We start from the raw sequence: 18,158 nt of genomic DNA, 5'->3' as shown, positions 1-18,158 counted from the left end.
CGCATATCCGGAGGCGCCGGCGTCAGGCCCCCTCGAGGACCTGGCTGGTGGCCCACGCGAGGTACTTGGCGGCGTTGGCCACCGCGTCTTCCGGGCTGGCCGCGACGTCCAGCAGCTGCGCGGCGGCCACCACTCCGTGCTCGGCAAGGTCCTCGGGAGTGACCAGGATGCGCCCGGCCACCACAATCACGGGGATGCCCCGCTCGCGTGCTGCATCGGCCAGGGCAATGGGCGCCTTGCCTTCCAGCGACTGCGAATCCATGGACCCCTCGCCGGTGATCACAAGGTCCGCTTCCGCCAGCTGCGCCGCCAGGCCGGTCAGGCCCGCCACCAGCGCGAAGCCGCCTTCCAGGGTTGCGTTGCTGAACGCCAGGAACGACGCCGGGAACCCGCCCGCCGCGCCGGCTCCGGGCTCGCCGACATCGCGCCCCGTGGCTTCCCGGAGGACGGATGCCCAGTTGCGAAGCCCTGCGTCCAGCCGTTCGACGGCGTCCTCATCGGCCCCCTTCTGCGGGCCGAAGACGTGCGCCGCGCCGTTGGGTCCGAACAGCGGGTTCTGGACATCCACCGCAATCCGGAACGTGACGGCAGCCAGCCGGGGATCAAGGCCGGAGACATCCACCTCCGCAACGTCCATCAGGGAACCGCCGCCCAGGGGAACCACGTTCCCGGCGGCGTCCAGCGGCTTCAGGCCGAGGGCGCGCAGGGCGCCGCTGCCGCCGTCGGTCATGGCGGAGCCGCCCACGCCCAGCACGATTTCCGTGGCTCCGGCGTCCAGCGCAGCGGCGATCAGCTGGCCGCAGCCGTAGCTGTGGGCGCGCAGCGCGTTCGCTGGTGTCGGCTCCATGTGCGCCAGCCCCGACGCCTGGGCGGTCTCAATGACGGCGGTCGCGCCGCCGAAGGCATCCTTGCGGATGGCCCAGGCCGCGCCGATGGGCGCCAGGATGGGGCCGACGACCGCGTTCAGCCGTTCCTCGTAGCCGGCGGCAACGGCGGCCTCAAGGGTGCCCTCCCCGCCGTCGGCAACAGGGAACTGCGTGGCAACCGCATCCGGATAGACGCGCAGCGCCCCCTCGGCGATGGCGCTGGCGGCCTCTGCAGCGGTGAGTGACCCTTTGAACTTGTCCGGAGCGATGAGAATGCGCATGCGTCTATCCTGCCAGCATCCATAGGAAAGCGCTTGCCTGTTGTCATGAACCCCGCGTAAGTGACCAGCGCGGCCCGGACTACTGACGGTTCAGGACTTGTTCCGGGGCGCCGGAACCGGGGAGTCCCGTGAAGCTGCTGATTGCGTCCGCCACCTGGGCCGTGCCGGTGTGCTGGACCACGTGCCCGGAGCCGGGGACCTCCACCAACGTCCCCGCCGGTGCCCGGCGGGTCAGGATCCGGCACCATTCACCCGTTGCGATGGGATCGGATGTGCCGCGGAGGACCATCACGGGCGTGACCAGCCCGCGGATCCGCTCCTCGGTCCGGTAGTTCATCATGACCCGCAGCTCTTTGAGGTACCAGAGCGGCCCGCACCGCAGGTAGTCGCTGAACACCAGGGCGTTAGAGCCCGGGGTTTCGTACAGGACTGCGTCTTTGGCCAGCGCGAGCATCTGGCGGGGCAACGTGCGGCGCCGAACGTCCACCACCGGCCCCATCAGCACCACCTGCGGCACCTGATCCGGACGCTGCAGGGCGGCTTCCAAGACGAACTGCGCCCCCATAGAGTGGCCCACCAGGACACGGGGCCCCACCCCGGCCTTGTCCAGCACGTCATGGATAAAGGCTGCCTGGTCCGCCACCATGAGCTGGCGGTCCGGGCGAGGCGTGGAGCCGAAGCCGGGAAGGTCGATCGAAATGGTGTCCGCCACCCGGGCCATTGCCTGGTGCAGCCGGACAAGGTAGCGGTGGGAGACGCCAATCCCGTGGATGAGGACAATGGTCGGGGACTCCGCGGGGGCCTCCGCGCGGACGGCTGGTGTGGCACGCGAAGCGTACATCCGCCCGCGGAGGCCCCCGGCCTCGACGTCTGTAGCTACGGCACCCTTCATCCGTTGAGGATAGCCCCCGGCGGACCGGATTCAGCTATTCGCCGTGCCCCTGGTCCGCGCTCATGGAGTCTTCCGCGGGCGGCGTTTCGCCGGGCGGAACGCCGCCGCCGGGCTCCAGGCCGGTGATGTTTCCTTCCAATGGGTCAGGATTCGCCGTGGCCGCAGGATCCTTGGACGTCCGGTCCTTCCCGGCCGTTTCTTCAGGTTTCGTTGCTTCAGGGTCCGGCCGCCCTGACGCCGGTTCCGCGTTGCCGGGACGGTCCGGATTCGAGGGGTCGTTCTCCGGGTGGTACGTGCTCATGTGTAGTCCGTTCTTCGGGAGAATGCGGAGATGCGCAAGCTGATGGGTGGCCAGCCTAGCCCTCCCCGGTTGCCGCGACAAGGACTCACGAGGAGTAGTAACGTGGGCATTCCTGAGCCATGCGCCGCCAATGGGGGCGCGACTACGGCCCACGGAACGGGCCAGGACCAAGGGGGTAGCAATGCCGCAATCCTATGACCGAGATTCTTCAGGAAGAGGTCCCATGCGAACGGGACTGACCGAGCTTCTGCTGGTGCGGCACGGCGAGAGCGAGGGCAACGTGGCCGCGACGATGGCCAGGGAATCCGGAGCCCACGTCATTGCGGTTCCGGCGCGGGATGCCGATGTGGAGCTTTCCGCCACCGGACGGGACCAGGCAGTTGCCCTCGGCAGGCTGTTCGCTGACTTTCCCGACGAGCAGCGGCCCGCATCAGTCTGGTCATCGCCCTACGTCCGCGCCCGCCAAACGGCCGAACTCGCCGTGAAGACGGGCGGGTGGCCCGCGGCAATCCTCATCGATGAGCGGCTTCGCGACCGGGAACTGGGCATCCTGGACATGCTGACCTCCGCGGGCGTGGAAGCCCGGCTGCCGGAGGAAGCGGCACGGCGGCGATGGCTGGGAAAGTTCTACTACCGGCCGCCCGGCGGCGAATCCTGGGCCGACGTCGTGCTTCGGCTTCGCTCCCTGCTGGCCGACCTGGAACGGCAACCGGGCGCCGGCCGGGTGGTGCTGGTGTGCCACGACGCCCTGATCCTGCTGTTCCGTTACATCCTGGAAGGGCTCACCGAACCGGAAATCCTCGATATCGCGGCCACATCCACCATCCTCAACGCCTCCCTCACGCGGTTCGTGCGGCCGGACGGTGCCGGACCGTGGGTGCTGGAAAGCTTCAACATGGCCGATCATCTGGTCAGCGAAGGCGTTGCAGTGACCGAGCATGCGGGAGACGCCAGTGTCCACCCCGCGTAGGCCGGCAGCCGAGCCGGTCACCCCCACCCTGCTGCACGACTGGCCGCTTCCGGGCGGCGGATCCGGCAAGGACGACCGCGGATCCGTGCTGGTCATTGGCGGAGCCCGGAAGACTCCGGGCGCCGCCCTGCTGGCCGGCACCGCGGCCCTGCGCGCCGGCGCGGGCCGGCTCACCCTGGCAGTTGCGGGGTCCACGGCGGTGCACGTTGCGGTGGCGCTGCCGGAAGCGGGGGTGGTGGGCCTCGCTGAAACGAACGACGGCGCTGTCCGGGGCTCCGGGACATCGGCCTTGGCCGACGAACTAGGGAAAGCTACGGCGGTCCTGGTGGGACCGGGACTGGACGACCTGGGCGAGGCGGAGTCGCTCCTAAGGGAGCTGCTGAAACTGGACGAAGGCGACGGGGACGGCGAAGACTCTGCCGACCGGCCCGCGGTGGTACTCGACGCCTACGCTTTGGGCTGCCTTCCGGCCCTCCTCGACGAGCTGGGCCCATGGGCGGGCCGGCTCATCCTGACACCGAATATCACCGAATCCGGAATCCTGTTGGGGCGGGACGTCAAGGACCTGCACCAGGACGTTGCGGAAATAGCAGCTCGTTACAGCGCCGTGGTGAGTTGCCAGGGCGTCATCGCCGGTCCGGGACAGGGCGGAAGGAAAGGCGGAAGCCCGGAGGACACCGGCGACGGCGGTATCCGGCTATGGGAAATCACCACCGGATACGGCGGCTTGGGCACGTCCGGCAGCGGGGACATTCTGGCCGGCGCCATCGCCGGACTGCGCGCCCGGGGGACGTCGGATGCGCAGGCGACGTGCTGGGGCACCCACCTCCACGCCGCCGCCGGCGACAGGCTGGCGAGCCGGCTGGGAAGCCTCGGCTACCTGGCCCGGGAACTTGCCGATGAACTGCCCGCCCTGATGATGGAACTTGGAAGCTGAGGCTTCGGAGGACTCTGGACTATTCATAAGCATGCTGATAAATCTGGAGTGTCAGCATCACCGGCTTGTCGGCTCACGCCGATGGAAGAGCCCGATGGAACAGTCCGAGGGAACAGTGAGGAGCGGGGCAATGGGAATCGGAGACAGCATCGAGAAAGCTGCCAGGAACGCCGTCGAGGACTTGGCGGGCACCGCGCCCAGAACCGACGACGGGCATGTGCCGGATCCCGGCGATCCGAACGAGGACATCCGGGTTCACTCCTCCATCAGCGAAGGTTCCAACGCCACGGACTCAGTGGATCCGGGCGAAGGCCCGCCCGGCATGCCGCCGGAGAGGCCCCGGACCCGGCCGGACGACGCTCCGCCGCTCGATGATCCTCATGGCGCCCCCGCGCCGGGCGAAGGCCCGGACCGCGGTGAAAATCCGGATCCCGGTGAAGACCCGGGCTTCCGCGCCGGCGCCGCCGGACACGGAACGCCTGGCCCCGCAGGCCTCCCGGAGCCGGACCCAGGCGACCTGCGCGCGGATCCGTCCGAGGCGGACGGCGACCCCTCAACCAGCATGGGCCGCGGCTAGCGCCAGCGGCCGCAGGGGCGGGAGTGGCTCCTGGCCCCTCCCCTGCAGCTAGCCCCGCGCCTGCAGCACGGCGAAGTAGCCGGGGATGAGGTCAGCCCGAGCGGGGTTGGACAAGGGCATCGTCTCGATCGTCGCGGGACCCTCCTCGATCAGTTCCCAGCGGCTGGCCGGGAACGCCAGGCTCCGCTCCCTGGGGCCGAAACGTCCCGGCATCGGCAGCGCGCGAATGGCACCTTCAAGCGGCGCAGGGATGGACCGGAGCGTTGCGCCGAGGTGCGACACGTAGTCGATGGCGTTTCCCCGGAAGTCGGTTTCGGCCAGGAACACGCGGCCGTTTGCCCCCGTGATGGCGCGGGCGTTCTCGGCCAGGGCATACCGGTCACGTTCGCCCAGGACGTGCAGCACGCCGCGGATGAACACATTCGCGCCGCGTCCCGCCTGTCCCCCCGCGGCCAGCGCGGCAAGCTCCGCATCCAGTCCATGGCCGGCGCCGGAAGCCGTCATGTCCCGGACGGCGTAAGAGACATTAGTCAGCCCGGCCGACTCGGCGCGGGCACGCCGGACCGCGTGGGCGGAAACATCGACACCCACGGCATACGGGAAATGGCCGGCCAGTTGCCGGGTGAAGCTGCCGTTGCCGCAGCCGATATCCACAACCGGCAGCGCCCGGTCCAGGTGCAGGCGCAGCCTGTCCACGTAGCCCTGCATCTCGTGGTCGGTGCCGGAGTCCCAGAGAACGTCGCCGCTGGCCCCCGTGGTTTTCACAGTGGACCAGAACCGGTCCCAGGCGACGTGGTGGTCCCGCGGCGCCCCTGCGGACAACCGCACAAGCTTGGGGACCAGCAGATACTTCTTCAGGGCGGCGAGCATTGTCCAAATATAAGGGCATCCGAAGTGGCGCCCGCGGAATCAGGCGCCATGAGTCACGTGAGGGCAAGCCAGGTAAGTGCGTCCGGCTCCGACGTGAAGAACCTGGTGGGGCACGGCACCGCGTTGATCCCGAGGAAGAAATTAGCCAGGACCCGGTCCACCGGCGAGGACCCCAGCAATGCGATCCTGGACGCCTGGCACGGGCGCCCGAAGACTGCGCGGGCGCCGCGCGACACATCGGCGGTGGTGGCCATGTCCACCAGCATGGGATGCCGGTCACTGCCGCACAGCTGGTTCACCCTGAGCATGGCGCGCTCCGCGTCCTCAGCCGTTATGGAGGCCCCCCGCGGCCACGTCAGCCGAAGCACTCCGTCGGTTCCCAGCGACAATCCCGCCTCTGTGCCCACCTCGCTATCTCCGGACATATCCGCCATTCCTCCCGCCAGGGTTACCCCGCACGGGATGCGTGCGACTGATGTCACCCTACAATGTACTCAACCGGGGACCGAAGGGGGCAGTGTGGTAATTCAGACGGCGGAGAAATCACTCGTACCACGCACGGCCATCGTGGCGGATCCGGACAGCGGCCGCCTGTCCGCTACGGCCGCGGTCCTTGCGGCCGCGGGGTTCGAGGTCTCCACGGCCTTAAACCACGAAATCCTGACCGCGCTGCTGGAGAAGCACAATCCCAGCATCGTCGTCGCGGATCATGCATTGGCGGGCTCGCCGGTGAATGCACCGCTGCTCCTCCTCATCGATCTTGCGGACGAGTCCGCGGCGGAAAGCCTCCGGACACTAGGCATGGCGGACTACATCGCAAAGCCCGCCGCTCCGGACGAGCTCGTTCACCGGGCGGACGTCCTGATCAGCCGCGCCGCCCAGCGCTCCGACGCACGGCAAAGCGCTGAACGGCTCCGCGAAAAACTCCGGGGAGTGTCCTCCGCAATCCGCGCCACCCACGATCCCCGCCTGATTTCGGATTGCGTGGTGAGGGGATTCGGCGAGACGTTTGGTGCCGACCGCGTACTGTTCACCACGTTCGACGACGACCGCGTGCCCCGGATAGCTGCCGAGTGGCACCGCCCTGACCTCGCCCCGGTCCCGGACGGACTGGGCATCCAGGAGTTCTCCGCGCACGGTGTTGCGGACCGGCTGTGGTCGGAGGCCGAAGTGCTTGCAGTGGAGGACCACCACTTCCACGAATGGTCCCCTGAGGACCAGGAACTGGCGGCCTGGTCTGAACACATGGGCCCCTGGGCGTCCGCCTTCGTTCCCGTGGGTGAAGGGAAATCGGCCCTTGGCGTGATCTGGATTGCGCAGCTGGACGAGCCGCGGGTCTGGACACGCACCGAAATCTCCCTGATCCAGCACGTTGCCGGCAACGTTGCCTACGGGCTCATCCAAAGCCACCTGATGAGCGCCCAGCAACAGGTGGTAAAGCAGTTGCGGCATCTTGACCAGGCCAAGACCGATTTCCTGGCCACCGTCAACCATGAGCTCCGGACCCCGCTCACGTCCATCTCCGCCTACCTGGACATGATCCAGGACGGCGTGGGAGGGCCGGTGCCCCCTGAAGTGGACCGGATGCTGGACATCATTGTCCGGAACTCGGAGCGGCTCCGCCGCCTGATCGAGGATATGCTCACTGTTTCGCGCCAGGACTACGACGGCGCCAACCTGCACTTGGGGCCCGTCCAGCTGGGGCACACCCTGCAGATTGTGACGGTGGCGCTGCGACCCCTGGCGGAACTGGGTGATGTTTCCATCTCCTTGGAGCTGTGTGACGGCGACCCCGCGATAATCGCCGATGAAGTCCAGTTGGAGCAGGTGTTTACCAACCTTGTTTCAAATGCCATCAAATTCACGCCACGCGGAGGCAAGATTGTTGTCAGCTGCCGTTTTGAGGCAATGACGGATGGCGAGCCAGGCGTAAATGTGCATGTACGCGACACCGGCGTTGGAATCCCGGAGGAAGAAATTCCGCATCTGTTCACCCGGTTTTTCCGTGCATCCAATGCCACGTCCACTGCCGTCCCCGGCAGCGGCCTGGGACTCGCCATTGCATACGACATTGTGAAAGCGCACCGCGGGTACCTGGCGGTCAGCTCGGCACTCGGGGCAGGGACCACCATCACCGTTCAGTTGCCTGTTTCCGGACCTTAAACCGTATTCCGGTCTTAAAAAGAACTGCCCCCGGATGCGAAATCCGGGGGCAGTTCTGTTTTGCCGAACTAGTTGGGCCACCAACCGATGGAGGACTGGGTAGTCGTCGTCTTACCGGAGCTGCTGACAGTTGTGTCCGACTTAGGAGCGGCGTTGGCGGGTGCTGCAAATCCAGCGACAGCCAGAACGCCGGTGAGCAAGAATGTTGCGGCAATCTTCTTCATCCGTTGGTCCTTTCAATCAATTAGGTTCGATCATGCATTACGAGCGTCATTATACGGTCGGATCATCAACATATAAGCCATGTAATACGAAAGTAATTCCGGAGGCCCGACAGCAGCGGGGGCTGCGAGGGTGGATAATTGTCAAATGCCGTCTCCCCGGAATTTGACTCCTTACGTAGTTGCCGAGCTGCAGGCCCGCGAAAGCGCCAGGAACCGCGATTATGCGGCCGCGAAAGCGCAGGCTGCCGCGGCCGCCGCCCTCGCTGTGGAGTCCGGGGACTATTCCGGCTGGTGGAACATGATCTACCTGAAGGCCGAGTGCCTCCGTGACGAGGGCTCGATCTCCGAGTGCCTGGACGTCGCCAAGTCCCTCGCCGAGTCTCCGCTCTCGGCGGAGCATGCATTATTGGCAGCCCGGGCCTACACGCTCCTGGCTGTCGCACAGCAAGGGCTTGGCCGGCTCCCGGATGCCGTGTCCTCGGCTGCGGCAGCGGCCAACCTCGTGGCCGGCAACGCTGAGTATGTCTACCTCCATGTAGAGGCACAGCGCGCCCTGATTGCCGCCCTCGCCGAAAGCCGCCGGCTGGATGAGGCCTGGGAGCAGTGCCTCCTGTTGGAGGGCCTGCTGACTGAACTCGTGGACGAGGACACCGCCGGCAAGGCGTATTGGGTGATCGGAAACGTAGCGTTCCTTACCGGCAGGGTGGCGGACGGCGGCCGGTACCATGACATGGCTGCCGAAAGCCTCTCGCCGTCGAAGGACGTGGACCTCTGGGCCAGGTTCAACCGCGCCTCAGCGGTGATGCGCCTGGAGGCCGAACTCACCGGACCCGCGACCCTCCGCTGCATCGAACGGGCCGAACTAGCCACCGAAGTGGTGGGCGGCAGCGATCGCGATCTTCTCGAAATGTCCTTTGCCCGCGCGCATTGGAATTTCCTGACCGGCGACATGGCCACCGCAATCAACATGCTCAGGCCGCTGTGCACCGAAGCCGGGATCCTGGCCACCCAAACGGCCGGAGAAGCCTCATTCCTGCTGGGGAAATCCCTTCTAGCCAACGGTGAACGGGACGAGGCGCTGCAGCGGCTGGCGGATGCGGCCGAGCTTTTCGACAACGCCGCCGCCTCGGAACGGAGCGCACAGGTCCGCGCGTTTGCGGCCGATGTAGGGTAGCGGGCTCCGGACGCGGGTGGACGGTGTACTTTAGTCACAAAGCCTCGCCGGAGGTTCGGTGGGCCAAGGGAGGCCAGACGGCTCCTCTCATATGTTCGGGGGATTGATGCCTAAGCCGCTTGAATTGATGCAGGAGCAGATTGTCCGGATCGTGCTTCCCCGGGACGAGCACCTGGACGAGCACTCGGCAGAGTTGCTGGCTGCCGGCCTTCGGGCCCCGCAGTCCGGATCGCCATTGGCTGTGCTGATGGATGTGACGGACGTTGCGTCCGTCAGCAGGGCGGCGCGGGCCGTGTTCAGCAATGTGAGCACGGTGGCCGCATGGGCACTGCTGGGCCGCACCCCGGTGGACCGCATCCTGGCCCATTTCATCCTTGGCGGCGACTTCAAGTCCGGGCCCGCGAGCTACTTCACGTCCGAACTTGAAGCACTCAAGTGGTTGAAGGAAAACGCCCATGTTCACTGACGGCGATCCGCGCCTTGGCAAGCTGCTGGATGGAATCGTCCGCCTTGCCGCAGGAGAGCTGCACTCCAGGATCGAAGTGTCCCCCGCCAGGGACGAACTGGATGCCGTCATCATGGGCACCAACCTCCTCGCCGAAGATCTTCAGATCATGTACCAGGAGCTGGAACAACGGGTGGAACTGCGCACCCGGCTGCTCAACGAGGCGCACCTGGAAATGCAGAAGATGGCGCTCACGGACTCGCTCACCGGCCTGGCCAACCGCGCGGCCCTGGTCAGCGCCATCAACGGGGCACTGGCGGAAGCTGCGCTGGGCAGCCTGCCGCCGGCACTCCTCCTCCTGGACCTTGATGCATTCAAGGGAATCAACGACACCCTTGGACACGCCGCCGGAGACCAGGTGCTGGCTGCTGTCGGGGAGCGGATCAAGGGCTCAGTCCGGGAGACGGACACCGTTGCCCGCTTGGGGGGAGACGAATTTGCCGTCCTGATGCCCGCCACCACCCTGGCCAGGGCCAGAAGCGTGGGCAGCCGCATCCTCGCCTCCCTGGACGGCCAGGTGGAGCTCGAAAACGACGCCGTCCAGTGCGGTGCCAGCATGGGACTGTGCATCGGCGGCGCCGGTCAGAGCGCGGAACAACTGCTCATTGAAGCTGACGTGGCCATGTATGCGTCCAAGGCCGGGGGCCGCAACAGGCTCAAGGTGTTCGAACCGGCCATGCTGCACGCCCGCCAGCTCCGGAGCCAGCTTATCGAGGACCTGCGAACGGCCATTTCCGGCTCGGAGCTGGTGCTTTACTACCAGCCTGTGGTTGACCTGACCACGGGGCGGATTGAAGGAGCGGAAGCCCTGGTCCGCTGGAAGCACCCTTCCCGCGGAATGGTGATGCCGGACGAATTCATTCCGCTCGCGGAAGACGCCGGACTCATTTCCGAGCTGGGCGGCTGGGTCCTGCGCACCGCCGTCGGACAGTTGCGGGACTGGCGGGCCGCGGGCCGCGCGGGTGACGAATTCTCCATGCGCATCAACATCTCCCCCACGGACCTGCAGCGGCTTGAGTTCATCGAAGAGGTCCGGGACACCCTCAGCGCGGCGGAACTCAATCCGGAACTGCTGGTCCTCGAACTGACGGAAGGCGCAATCGTCAGCGGCAACGAACTGGACCGGTACTCCTTGAACAGCCTGCGGAAGCTGGGGGTGGGGCTGGAGATCGATGACTTTGGTACGGGCTACTCCTCCATCAGCTACCTGCGCAAGCTCCCCGTGGACAAGGTCAAAGTGGACCGCTCACTCCTGAAGGACCTGGGAACCGACCCGGCCCAGCCGGCCCTGGTGGCCGCGATCCTGCAGCTGATCCGGGCCTGCGGGCTTGAAGCGGTCTGGGAAGGCGTGGAAACCGCGGAGCAGGCAGAGCACCTCGCCAGCATCGGTTGCGTCAGCGCCCAGGGATACTACTTCGGCCGGCCGGTCCCGGCAGATGAGTTCGCCGCGGTGCTGGACGCGCAGCGGTCTTCACGCCACGGCGGCTAGTCCCACTGGCCCCGGTCCTGAAGCACCGTTTTCAGGAGATCCGCCCGGTCGGTGACGATACCGTCAACGCCAAGGTCCAGGAGCCGGTGCATCTCCGCGGGGTCGTTGATGGTCCACACATGGACCTGCAGGCCGTGCCGGTGGGCGCGGCGGACAAAGGCCGGCGTCACCACCCGGACGCCGCTGTAGCTGACCGGCACCTGAAGCGCGTGTACGCCCCGCAGCGCCCTCCTGATGACCGGCGCCGGGAGCACCGGCCCCAACATGGTGAACAGCGCGTTGGACACGATGCCGGCAGACGCCGCGACCGGCCTGCTCAACTGCCTGAGGACGGCACGTCGCCGGCGGTCCGAGAAGCTCGCAATCAGCACCTGGTCGTGAACGCCGTGCCTCTCAATCGCGGCGGCCAGAACGGGTACTGAGTTCCAGTCCTTGACGTCCAGGTTCAGCCGCACGTCGGGGAAGGCCCGCACCAGCTCTTCGAAGAGCGGGATGGGTTCCAGGCCGCCGATCCTTGCTTGCGCTACTGTCCCGGCGGGCAGATCGGCAATGCGGCCCTGCCCGTCAGTGACACGGTCCAGTGAGGGGTCGTGGAACACCAGCAGCACCCCGTCGGCAGTGGTGTGGACATCCATTTCCAGGTACCGGTAGCCAAGTTCGACGGCGGCGCGGAACGCCGGCATCGAGTTTTCCAGCCCGTCCGGTGAAAAACCGCGGTGCGCCATGGCGACCCGCGCGGAGGCGCTTCCGGCGGCGAAGAACGGCAGGGGCTCCGTCATTCCAGGCGCCTGCCTAGACGGGCTTCACGCCAAGTTCGGCCAACTTGGCTTCGAGGATCTGGGCCACGCCGTCGTCGTCGAAATGGGGCGCCTGCTGCCCCGCGGCGCGGATGGCCTCAGGGTGGCCGCTGGCCATCGCGTAGCCGTTGCCGGCCCAGCGCAGCATCTCGATGTCGTTGGGCATGTCCCCGAAGGCCACCACGTCGGCCGCGTCAATGCCCAGGGTGGCAGCGTATTCGGCGAGGGTCACGGCTTTGTTGACGCCCGGCAGCGCCAGCTCCAGCATTGCGACGGTGGGCGCCGAGTGGGTGGCCGACGCGAGGTGCGCCACTGCGGGCGACACCTCGGCGAGGAAGTCGTCAGCGGTGCCTTCGCGGACAATTGCCAGGAACTTCACCACGGCGTCGTCAGCGGTGAGGGTGCTGGCCAGCGGCGCCGGGGTGAACTCGGACAGGAGTTCGCTGGAGTCGTTTTCGATGAAACCCGGTTCCAGGTGGAAGCCGGTGAGGGTTTCGGCGGCGAACAGCGCAGACGGCCGCAGCTGCTTGATGATGCGGCGTGCCTCGAAGACCGCGTCGAGGGCAAGTGCGCGTGCGGACACCAGGCGGCCCTCCTCGAGGTCCCACACCACTGCACCGTTCGAGCAGATGACGGTTCCGGCGTGCCCCAGCTGGTCCTCCAGCGGGTGCAGCCAGCGGGGCGGGCGTCCGGTGACGAAGACCAGTTCGACGCCGGCGTCACGGCACGCGTGGAAGGCGCGGATGGTCCGGTGGCTGATTTTGCCGTCATGCCCGAGGATCGTTCCGTCAATGTCACTTGCTACCAGCCGCATACTGCCAGTCTACGTTGGCCCGCGGGCCCGGCGGGCGCGGCCCGGCAGCCGGCGGGCCTTAGCGCTCGAAGATGCCCGTGAGGGTGCCGCGGCCCAGGACGTGCGGGGCCAGCTTGGCTTCGAGCCTGGCCGGGCTGAACCCGGCGTCCAGTCCGAGGTGCTCCACATCGAGGGCATAGACGGTGACGATGTAGCGGTGCGGGCCGTGGCCGGGAGGCGGCGCGGCCCCCAGGTAGCCGTGGAAACCGCCGTCGTTCTTCAACTGCAGTGCACCGCCCGGAAGGTGACCGCCGCCTTCCGCACCCGCGCCGGCGGGGAGCGAGGTCACGGCTGCGGGGAGGTCCAGCACGGCCCAGTGCCAGAACCCGCCGCGGCCCGGGGCATCGGGATCGAACACGGTGACTGCATACCCCTTGGTTCCGGCCGGCGCGCCGCTCCAGCCCAGTTGCGGCGATTCATCCTTGCCGCCGGCGCGCATCCTGCCGCTGCGCTGGGCGGGCGGCAGGGTTTGGCCGTTCCGGAAGGACTCGCTGCTGACGTGCAGGGACGGGGAATCGTGGGGGGACATGTGCTGCCTTTCAGTTGCTGGCGGAGTCGGCATTCCTCAGGTCGTCTCCGGCGGGCGCGGTGTCGCGCGCCAGGCTGTCGCGTTCCAGGCTGTCGAGCTCGAAGTGGTTCAGCTCGGCCCGGGTGGGCGGGTTTGCTCCCGGCCGGGACACCGTGACGGCCGCGGCCCACGCGGCATGGGCCAGCAGTTCACGGAGCGATTCGGCCGGCAGTTCCCGCAGCTCCTTCCGGTTCTGCGCACCGTCCAGGCCGCGGTCCACGAGCCCGGAAATCAGCGCGGCCATGAAGGAATCGCCTGCGCCCACGGTGTCCGCCACATCCACCTTGGGGGCGGGGAACTCAGCTTCGCCGGCGGCGGTGATGCCCCAGGGACCGGCCGCGCCGCGGGTCACCACCACCAGCGCGGGCCCCTCGGGACCGCCCAGGGAGAGCCAGCGCCGGGCCGAGTCCAGGACGTCCACGCCGGGGTAGAGCCACGCGAGATCCTCATCGGAAGCCTTCACCACGTCCGCGAGGGTGACGAACTTTTCCGCCTGCCGGCGGGCATAGTCCACGTCGGTGATGATGGTGGGGCGGCAGTTGGGGTCGAAGCTGATGGTGGCGGAGGGGTGCGCGTGTTCGACGGCGGCAAGCACCTCGGCGGCGCCCGGGGCCAGCATGGTGGCAATGGAGCCGGTGTGCACCAGGGTGGTTCCCTGCAGCATGAACGGCAGCCGGTCCGCCAGGCCGGGAAGCTCCCAGGCGAGGTCGAACGTGTAGGTGGCGGCGCCGTCGTCGTCGATGAGCGCGGTGGCCACGCTGGTGGGCAGGGCGTCGGGGCCCTGCGGCACCATCACCGAACTGGATTTCAGGTGGGCGGCCACGGACTCTCCGTAGGCGTCGCGCCCGAACCTGCCGATGAACTGCACGGGGTGGTCCAGCCGCGCCAGTCCCACTGCAACGTTGAGCGGGCTGCCGCCCACGTGGGCCTCGATTCCCGAGGATCGTTGGACAACGTCAACCAGGCCTTCGCCAATAACTGTGAGCATGGTCATACTCTGCCAGAGAACCGGGCGGGCGCGCTCCTGATGACGCGCTCCCGGTTACGCCCCAGGCGCTTTGTCCATGGGGACGCCGGACTTCCCGGCATCCTCAAACTTCGCATCCAGGTGCACCACGTCCCTGCCCGCACGCTGCAACAGGCTGGCGGCAACGCCGGCGCGGTAGCCGGTTCCGCAGTGGACCCACAGCTTGCCGGCCGGAACTTCATCCATGCGTGTGAGGAGCTGGTGGACGGGGACGTTGACGGCTCCGGAAACGTGGGAGGCGGCAAACTCGTCCGTCCGCCGGACATCAAGGACCGTGTCGCCGTCGGCCCGGCCTGCCAGCAGTCCGTCCCAGCCGACGCGCGGGTAGGAGGCGACGGCGGCATCCGGCGCCAGTGCGTGCGGTTCGGTTCCGACGGCGGCGTCCGGCGAATCGATGCCGATGCGGGAGAGATCGCGGATGGCTTTTTCGACGTCCTCCCGCGAACCCACGAGGGTGAGCTTCTCATCCCAGGGCAGGACCCAGCCCAGGTAGGTGGTGAAGTTGGAGCCGCTGCCGTATTCGAAGCTGACACTGCCCTTGAGGTGGTTGCTGGCGAACGCCACGCGGCGGCGGAGGTCAACCACCCATTCGCCGTCCTCCAGGCGGCGGGTGAGCTCGGCCGGGTCCACCGACTCCGGAACGGCGAGGTCCGCGGGGCCCGGGCCCTTGGCGTTCATGGCCCCCATGTGCGCGTAGTAGGCCGGGTACGCGGAGAGGTTGGCGATGAGCTCCTGGACGAAGTGGTCCTCGTCCGGATCGGTCAGGGCGTGGTTGGCGGTGAGCTGCTCACCCACCGTGGAGGAGCCGGCGCCGGTGGCCGGGCCGGACGAACAGAACGAGCCGAACCCGTGGGTGGGGAACAGCGCTGCATCGTGCCGGGCCTCGGCCACGAGCCGACGCACGGACGCGTACTGGTCATGGGTCAGGCCCACGGTGTCGGACGCAGCAACCAGGTCCGTCCGGCCCACGGAACCGTAAAGCAGGCTGCCGCCGGAGAAGACCGCCTGCTTGTCGCCGTCGTCCACGATGAAGGACAGGTGCGTGTGGGTGTGGCCCGGGGTGGCGACTGCCCTCACGGTCAGCGATCCCACCCGGACCGCCTGGCCGTCGGTGATGGCTTCGCGCTCGAACTGGACGGGATCGGCGGCATTGACGAGGTACTTCGCGCCGTGCGCCTGGGCCAGCTCCAGGCCGCCGGTGACGTAGTCGTTGTGCAGGTGGGTTTCAGCGACGTGCGTGATGGTCACACCCGCTTCACGGGCGGCGGCTTCCACGCGGTCCGTGTCCCGCTGCGGGTCGATGACCAGCCCCACCGTGCCGTCGTGCACCAGGTAGCTCCGGTCCCCCAGCTGCGGGGTATCGATGACAACAACGTCCATGACTTCCTCCTCGACGGTGGCGGCGGCTTCGATGCCATACCACGACCATACCCGGAGGGGTATGGTCTTTCAATCGCCCGGTTCATCGTCCTGCCACGGAGCGGTGCTGGTCCGTGCCGCCTGCACTTACGCGCCCGGCGTGCCGCTTGTAAGCTGTGGATCGGAGAGCCGGGAAGCCTGGTCGGCCTGCGGGAAAGTCCGCGGAGTGCCCTGGCGGACGCCACGGGTGCTGACCCGGTCCGCACCCACCGCGACATCGCGTACGTGCCGGGTGACGTCAGCCTGTGGCCGAACCTGAGCGGGGGCGAGGTGATCGACCTGCTGACAGGCCTGCGCGGCGGCGTTGGACCAGTCACTGCGCCGGCCTGGATCCGATCATGGATGCCGTCTTCCGGCGGCACATCCAGCGGGTCCGCAGTGACGGAGCCACGGTTCTGCTGTCCAGCCACATCCTCGGCGAAGTGGAACAGCTCTGCGACAGGGTGACGATCATCAGGACCGGAACCGCCGTCGAATCCGGGTCCCTGAAGGTACTCCGTCACCTCAGCCGGACCCATTTCACCGTCCTGGGTCTCAGCGCACAGGACGCACTCGCCTTGCTGCCCGTGGTGCACGGTGTCCGCACCGCCGGGACGGGAGTGGAGTTCGACGCCGACGCGGAGGACCTCGCCGCTGTTTTGTCGGCCCTGGGCGGGGCCGGGGTGGCGGGCCTTGCCGAACTGAGCCCGTTCCGCCACTCCTCGGCAATGCCCGTGGAAGCCTTCAACGGAACAGGAGCCCTGCTGATGGCTGCCATCTCGGTGGCCGGAGCCGGGTTGGCGGCCTACCTGCTGGGGCGGCGCGACCTCACCAGTTGAGGAGGCTAGCGGTTCTCGTGCTCGTAGACGTCCGGGATGCCATCCTGGTCCGAGTCGACCTTCTCCCGCTCCTCCGCCAGGCGGTACTGGCGGTTCCTGGTCCGCAGCACCACGGTGGCCAGGATGGCGGCGAGGAACGATGCCGCCAGGATGCCCACCTTGGCGTGGTCGTCATGCAGGCTGCCGTGGCCGAAACTGAGTTCCGCGACCAGCAGGGACACCGTGAAGCCGATTCCGGCCAGCATTGATACGCCAAAGACGTCGATCCACTTGAAGGACGAGTCCAGGCGCGCCCTGGTGACCTTGGTGAGGATCCACGTGGTGCCCATGATGCCGATCGGCTTGCCCAGGACGAGGGCCATGATGATGCCGATGGCCACGGGGTCAGCCAGGGCGGAGCCCAGGCCTTCCCAGCCGCCTACGGCCACGCCGGCGGAGAAGAAGGCGAAGATGGGAACGGCCACTCCGGCGGAGATGGGACGGAAGCGGTGTTCGAAGATTTCCGCGAGGCCGGGGCCGGCTTCCGGACCCCCGCTGGCCTTGGAACGGAGCACCGGAACGGCGAACCCCAGCAGGACACCGGCCACCGTGGCGTGGATGCCGGAGGCGTGCACCAGCGCCCACGTGACGATGCCGAGCGGCAGGAGGATGGCCCAGGCGGCCATGAAGTGGGTGCCGAAGAAGCGGCGGTACTTCTGGGCCAGGAAAGCATAGAGGGCCAGCGGGATGAGTGCGAGCAGCAGCGGGGCTGCCTGGATGTCGCTGGAGTAGAAGAACGCGATGATGCTGATGGCGATCAAGTCATCCACCACTGCCAGGGTGAGCAGGAAGATGCGCAGGGCGCTGGGCAGGTGTGAGCCGATGATGGCAAGGACGGCCACAGCAAACGCGATGTCGGTGGCCGTGGGGATGGCCCATCCGCGCAGGGTTTCAGGGCTGTAGATGTTCACGGCGGCGTAGATCAGCGCGGGAACAATCACGCCGCCGGCGGCAGCCGCCACGGGCACGATCGATTTGTTGAGCTGGCGGAGGTCGCCCGCCACGAACTCACGCTTGAGTTCCAGGCCCACCAGGAAGAAGAAGATAGCCAGCAGTCCGTCGGCAGCCCAGGCGCCCAAGCTCAGTTCGAGGTGCCAGGGCTCATAGCCGATTTTGTAATCCCGCAGGGCGAAGTAGCTGTCGGAAGCCGGTGAATTGGCCCAGATCAAGGCGATGACGGCCGCGGCCACCAAGAGGGCGCCGCCTACCGTTTCCTTGCGCAGGATCTCTCCAATGCGGAGCGATTCGGCGTAGCTGCCGTAGCCGAGAATAGTGCGCGGTTTGGCGTCGGGTGTGGGCGTAGGGGTGTGGCTCATGAAACGTCCTAAACGTTGAGTCGACAAAATTATGCCGACCAGACTTCCCGGCGCACCTTAGTCCAGTCTACG

The 18,158-nt window shown here is 67.4% G+C and carries 19 protein-coding genes; 8 read left to right on the top strand and 11 right to left on the bottom strand.

Annotated elements, in window-relative coordinates:
• Window positions 1–22 precede the first annotated feature (22 nt).
• The 3 genes from AC1MDG_RS00680 to AC1MDG_RS00670 all read right to left on the bottom strand — a co-directional run bounded on the left by AC1MDG_RS00680 (window position 23) and on the right by AC1MDG_RS00670 (window position 2,340).
• Window positions 23–1,147, bottom strand: coding sequence for a glycerate kinase (locus AC1MDG_RS00680; protein WP_479806853.1), 1,125 nt, complete (start codon window positions 1,145–1,147; stop codon window positions 23–25).
• 79 nt (window positions 1,148–1,226) lie between these two features.
• Window positions 1,227–2,039, bottom strand: a complete 813-nt coding sequence (locus tag AC1MDG_RS00675) for an alpha/beta fold hydrolase (RefSeq protein ID WP_479806852.1) — start codon at window positions 2,037–2,039, stop codon at window positions 1,227–1,229.
• A gap of 34 nt (window positions 2,040–2,073) precedes the next feature.
• Complete coding sequence (locus tag AC1MDG_RS00670) at window positions 2,074–2,340, bottom strand: DUF6480 family protein (protein WP_479806851.1); 267 nt, start codon at window positions 2,338–2,340, stop codon at window positions 2,074–2,076.
• A 223-nt stretch (window positions 2,341–2,563) separates the two neighbouring features.
• Here AC1MDG_RS00670 and AC1MDG_RS00665 point away from each other — a divergent pair, with 223 nt between their 5' ends.
• The 3 genes from AC1MDG_RS00665 to AC1MDG_RS00655 all read left to right on the top strand — a co-directional run bounded on the left by AC1MDG_RS00665 (window position 2,564) and on the right by AC1MDG_RS00655 (window position 4,824).
• Window positions 2,564–3,310 (top strand): histidine phosphatase family protein, encoded by a 747-nt coding sequence (locus AC1MDG_RS00665; RefSeq protein WP_479806850.1) that lies wholly within the window; start codon window positions 2,564–2,566, stop codon window positions 3,308–3,310.
• Window positions 3,294–4,247 carry an ADP-dependent NAD(P)H-hydrate dehydratase gene (locus AC1MDG_RS00660; RefSeq protein WP_479806849.1) on the top strand — a complete coding sequence of 318 codons (954 nt, stop codon included), beginning with the start codon at window positions 3,294–3,296 and terminating at the stop codon, window positions 4,245–4,247. Before AC1MDG_RS00665 ends, AC1MDG_RS00660 begins: the two co-directional genes overlap by 17 nt.
• A 130-nt stretch (window positions 4,248–4,377) precedes the next feature.
• The gene (locus tag AC1MDG_RS00655) at window positions 4,378–4,824 is read left to right on the top strand and encodes a hypothetical protein (protein ID WP_479806848.1); all 447 of its coding nucleotides are present in this window, start codon (window positions 4,378–4,380) and stop codon (window positions 4,822–4,824) included.
• 48 nt (window positions 4,825–4,872) lie between these two features.
• Here the strand turns inward: AC1MDG_RS00655 and AC1MDG_RS00650 are convergent, their stop codons facing one another.
• Both AC1MDG_RS00650 and AC1MDG_RS00645 read right to left on the bottom strand, forming a co-directional pair.
• The gene (locus AC1MDG_RS00650; RefSeq protein ID WP_479806847.1) at window positions 4,873–5,694 is read right to left on the bottom strand and encodes a class I SAM-dependent methyltransferase; all 822 of its coding nucleotides are present in this window, start codon (window positions 5,692–5,694) and stop codon (window positions 4,873–4,875) included.
• Window positions 5,695–5,747: 53 nt separating this feature from the next.
• A complete protein-coding gene (locus AC1MDG_RS00645) occupies window positions 5,748–6,119 on the bottom strand; it encodes a DUF7793 family protein (RefSeq protein ID WP_479806846.1) in 372 nt (123 codons plus the stop codon).
• Between the two features lie 94 nt (window positions 6,120–6,213).
• Between AC1MDG_RS00645 and AC1MDG_RS00640 the strand changes: the two genes are divergently transcribed.
• The 4 genes from AC1MDG_RS00640 (at window position 6,214) to AC1MDG_RS00625 (ending at window position 11,249) form a co-directional block, all read left to right on the top strand.
• Window positions 6,214–7,857: an ATP-binding protein gene (locus AC1MDG_RS00640; RefSeq protein WP_479806845.1), complete on the top strand. Its 1,644-nt coding sequence runs from the start codon at window positions 6,214–6,216 to the stop codon at window positions 7,855–7,857.
• A 387-nt stretch (window positions 7,858–8,244) separates the two neighbouring features.
• Entirely contained in the window at window positions 8,245–9,255 is a 1,011-nt protein-coding gene (locus AC1MDG_RS00635) for a hypothetical protein (protein ID WP_479806844.1), read from the top strand.
• Window positions 9,256–9,361: 106 nt separating this feature from the next.
• Entirely contained in the window at window positions 9,362–9,721 is a 360-nt protein-coding gene (locus tag AC1MDG_RS00630; RefSeq protein WP_144406258.1) for a DUF7793 family protein, read from the top strand.
• Entirely contained in the window at window positions 9,711–11,249 is a 1,539-nt protein-coding gene (locus AC1MDG_RS00625) for a putative bifunctional diguanylate cyclase/phosphodiesterase (protein ID WP_043476678.1), read from the top strand. The genes AC1MDG_RS00630 and AC1MDG_RS00625 overlap by 11 nt, the downstream gene beginning before the upstream one ends.
• Here AC1MDG_RS00625 and AC1MDG_RS00620 read toward each other — a convergent pair.
• The 5 genes from AC1MDG_RS00620 to AC1MDG_RS00600 are packed head-to-tail and all read right to left on the bottom strand — an operon-like array spanning window position 11,246 to window position 15,874.
• Complete coding sequence (locus AC1MDG_RS00620) at window positions 11,246–12,028, bottom strand: glycerophosphodiester phosphodiesterase family protein (RefSeq protein ID WP_479806843.1); 783 nt, start codon at window positions 12,026–12,028, stop codon at window positions 11,246–11,248. The two genes, AC1MDG_RS00625 and AC1MDG_RS00620, sit on opposite strands and share 4 nt — an antisense overlap.
• A 13-nt stretch (window positions 12,029–12,041) precedes the next feature.
• Window positions 12,042–12,860, bottom strand: coding sequence for a Cof-type HAD-IIB family hydrolase (locus AC1MDG_RS00615; RefSeq protein WP_043476674.1), 819 nt, complete (start codon window positions 12,858–12,860; stop codon window positions 12,042–12,044).
• 58 nt (window positions 12,861–12,918) lie between these two features.
• Window positions 12,919–13,428, bottom strand: coding sequence for a YbhB/YbcL family Raf kinase inhibitor-like protein (locus AC1MDG_RS00610; protein WP_479806842.1), 510 nt, complete (start codon window positions 13,426–13,428; stop codon window positions 12,919–12,921).
• Window positions 13,429–13,438: 10 nt separating this feature from the next.
• Window positions 13,439–14,455 (bottom strand): carbohydrate kinase family protein, encoded by a 1,017-nt coding sequence (locus tag AC1MDG_RS00605; protein WP_479806841.1) that lies wholly within the window; start codon window positions 14,453–14,455, stop codon window positions 13,439–13,441.
• A gap of 54 nt (window positions 14,456–14,509) precedes the next feature.
• Window positions 14,510–15,874: an MBL fold metallo-hydrolase gene (locus tag AC1MDG_RS00600; RefSeq protein ID WP_479806840.1), complete on the bottom strand. Its 1,365-nt coding sequence runs from the start codon at window positions 15,872–15,874 to the stop codon at window positions 14,510–14,512.
• Between the two features lie 377 nt (window positions 15,875–16,251).
• Between AC1MDG_RS00600 and AC1MDG_RS00595 the strand changes: the two genes are divergently transcribed.
• A complete protein-coding gene (locus AC1MDG_RS00595; protein ID WP_479806839.1) occupies window positions 16,252–16,731 on the top strand; it encodes an ATP-binding cassette domain-containing protein in 480 nt (159 codons plus the stop codon).
• 5 nt (window positions 16,732–16,736) lie between these two features.
• Here AC1MDG_RS00595 and nhaA read toward each other — a convergent pair whose 3' ends face one another.
• Entirely contained in the window at window positions 16,737–18,086 is a 1,350-nt protein-coding gene (gene nhaA / locus AC1MDG_RS00590; RefSeq protein WP_479806838.1) for a Na+/H+ antiporter NhaA, read from the bottom strand.
• Window positions 18,087–18,158: the final 72 nt, after the last annotated feature.

The organism is Arthrobacter sp. AIWTK1 (genome assembly GCF_056680535.1).
The sequence above is the reverse complement of the archived record's forward strand: the minus strand, read 5'-3'. Positions and strand labels throughout refer to the sequence as shown.

Bases quoted from the DNA above. Each gene is read 5' to 3' on its own strand.
- AC1MDG_RS00680 (WP_479806853.1), bottom strand. From the start codon at position 1,147: ATGCGCATTCTCATCGCTCCGGACAAGTTCAAAGGGTCACTCACCGCT.
- AC1MDG_RS00670 (WP_479806851.1), bottom strand. From the start codon at position 2,340: ATGAGCACGTACCACCCGGAGAACGACCCCTCGAATCCGGACCGTCCC.
- AC1MDG_RS00615 (WP_043476674.1), bottom strand. From the start codon at position 12,860: ATGCGGCTGGTAGCAAGTGACATTGACGGAACGATCCTCGGGCATGAC.
- AC1MDG_RS00600 (WP_479806840.1), bottom strand. From the start codon at position 15,874: ATGGACGTTGTTGTCATCGATACCCCGCAGCTGGGGGACCGGAGCTAC.
- AC1MDG_RS00665 (WP_479806850.1), top strand. From the start codon at position 2,564: ATGCGAACGGGACTGACCGAGCTTCTGCTGGTGCGGCACGGCGAGAGC.
- AC1MDG_RS00620 (WP_479806843.1), bottom strand. From the start codon at position 12,028: ATGACGGAGCCCCTGCCGTTCTTCGCCGCCGGAAGCGCCTCCGCGCGG.
- nhaA (WP_479806838.1), bottom strand. From the start codon at position 18,086: ATGAGCCACACCCCTACGCCCACACCCGACGCCAAACCGCGCACTATT.
- AC1MDG_RS00595 (WP_479806839.1), top strand. From the start codon at position 16,252: ATGGATGCCGTCTTCCGGCGGCACATCCAGCGGGTCCGCAGTGACGGA.
- AC1MDG_RS00675 (WP_479806852.1), bottom strand. From the start codon at position 2,039: ATGAAGGGTGCCGTAGCTACAGACGTCGAGGCCGGGGGCCTCCGCGGG.
- AC1MDG_RS00650 (WP_479806847.1), bottom strand. From the start codon at position 5,694: ATGCTCGCCGCCCTGAAGAAGTATCTGCTGGTCCCCAAGCTTGTGCGG.
- AC1MDG_RS00655 (WP_479806848.1), top strand. From the start codon at position 4,378: ATGGGAATCGGAGACAGCATCGAGAAAGCTGCCAGGAACGCCGTCGAG.
- AC1MDG_RS00605 (WP_479806841.1), bottom strand. From the start codon at position 14,455: ATGCTCACAGTTATTGGCGAAGGCCTGGTTGACGTTGTCCAACGATCC.
- AC1MDG_RS00610 (WP_479806842.1), bottom strand. From the start codon at position 13,428: ATGTCCCCCCACGATTCCCCGTCCCTGCACGTCAGCAGCGAGTCCTTC.
- AC1MDG_RS00645 (WP_479806846.1), bottom strand. From the start codon at position 6,119: ATGTCCGGAGATAGCGAGGTGGGCACAGAGGCGGGATTGTCGCTGGGA.
- AC1MDG_RS00625 (WP_043476678.1), top strand. From the start codon at position 9,711: ATGTTCACTGACGGCGATCCGCGCCTTGGCAAGCTGCTGGATGGAATC.
- AC1MDG_RS00630 (WP_144406258.1), top strand. From the start codon at position 9,362: ATGCCTAAGCCGCTTGAATTGATGCAGGAGCAGATTGTCCGGATCGTG.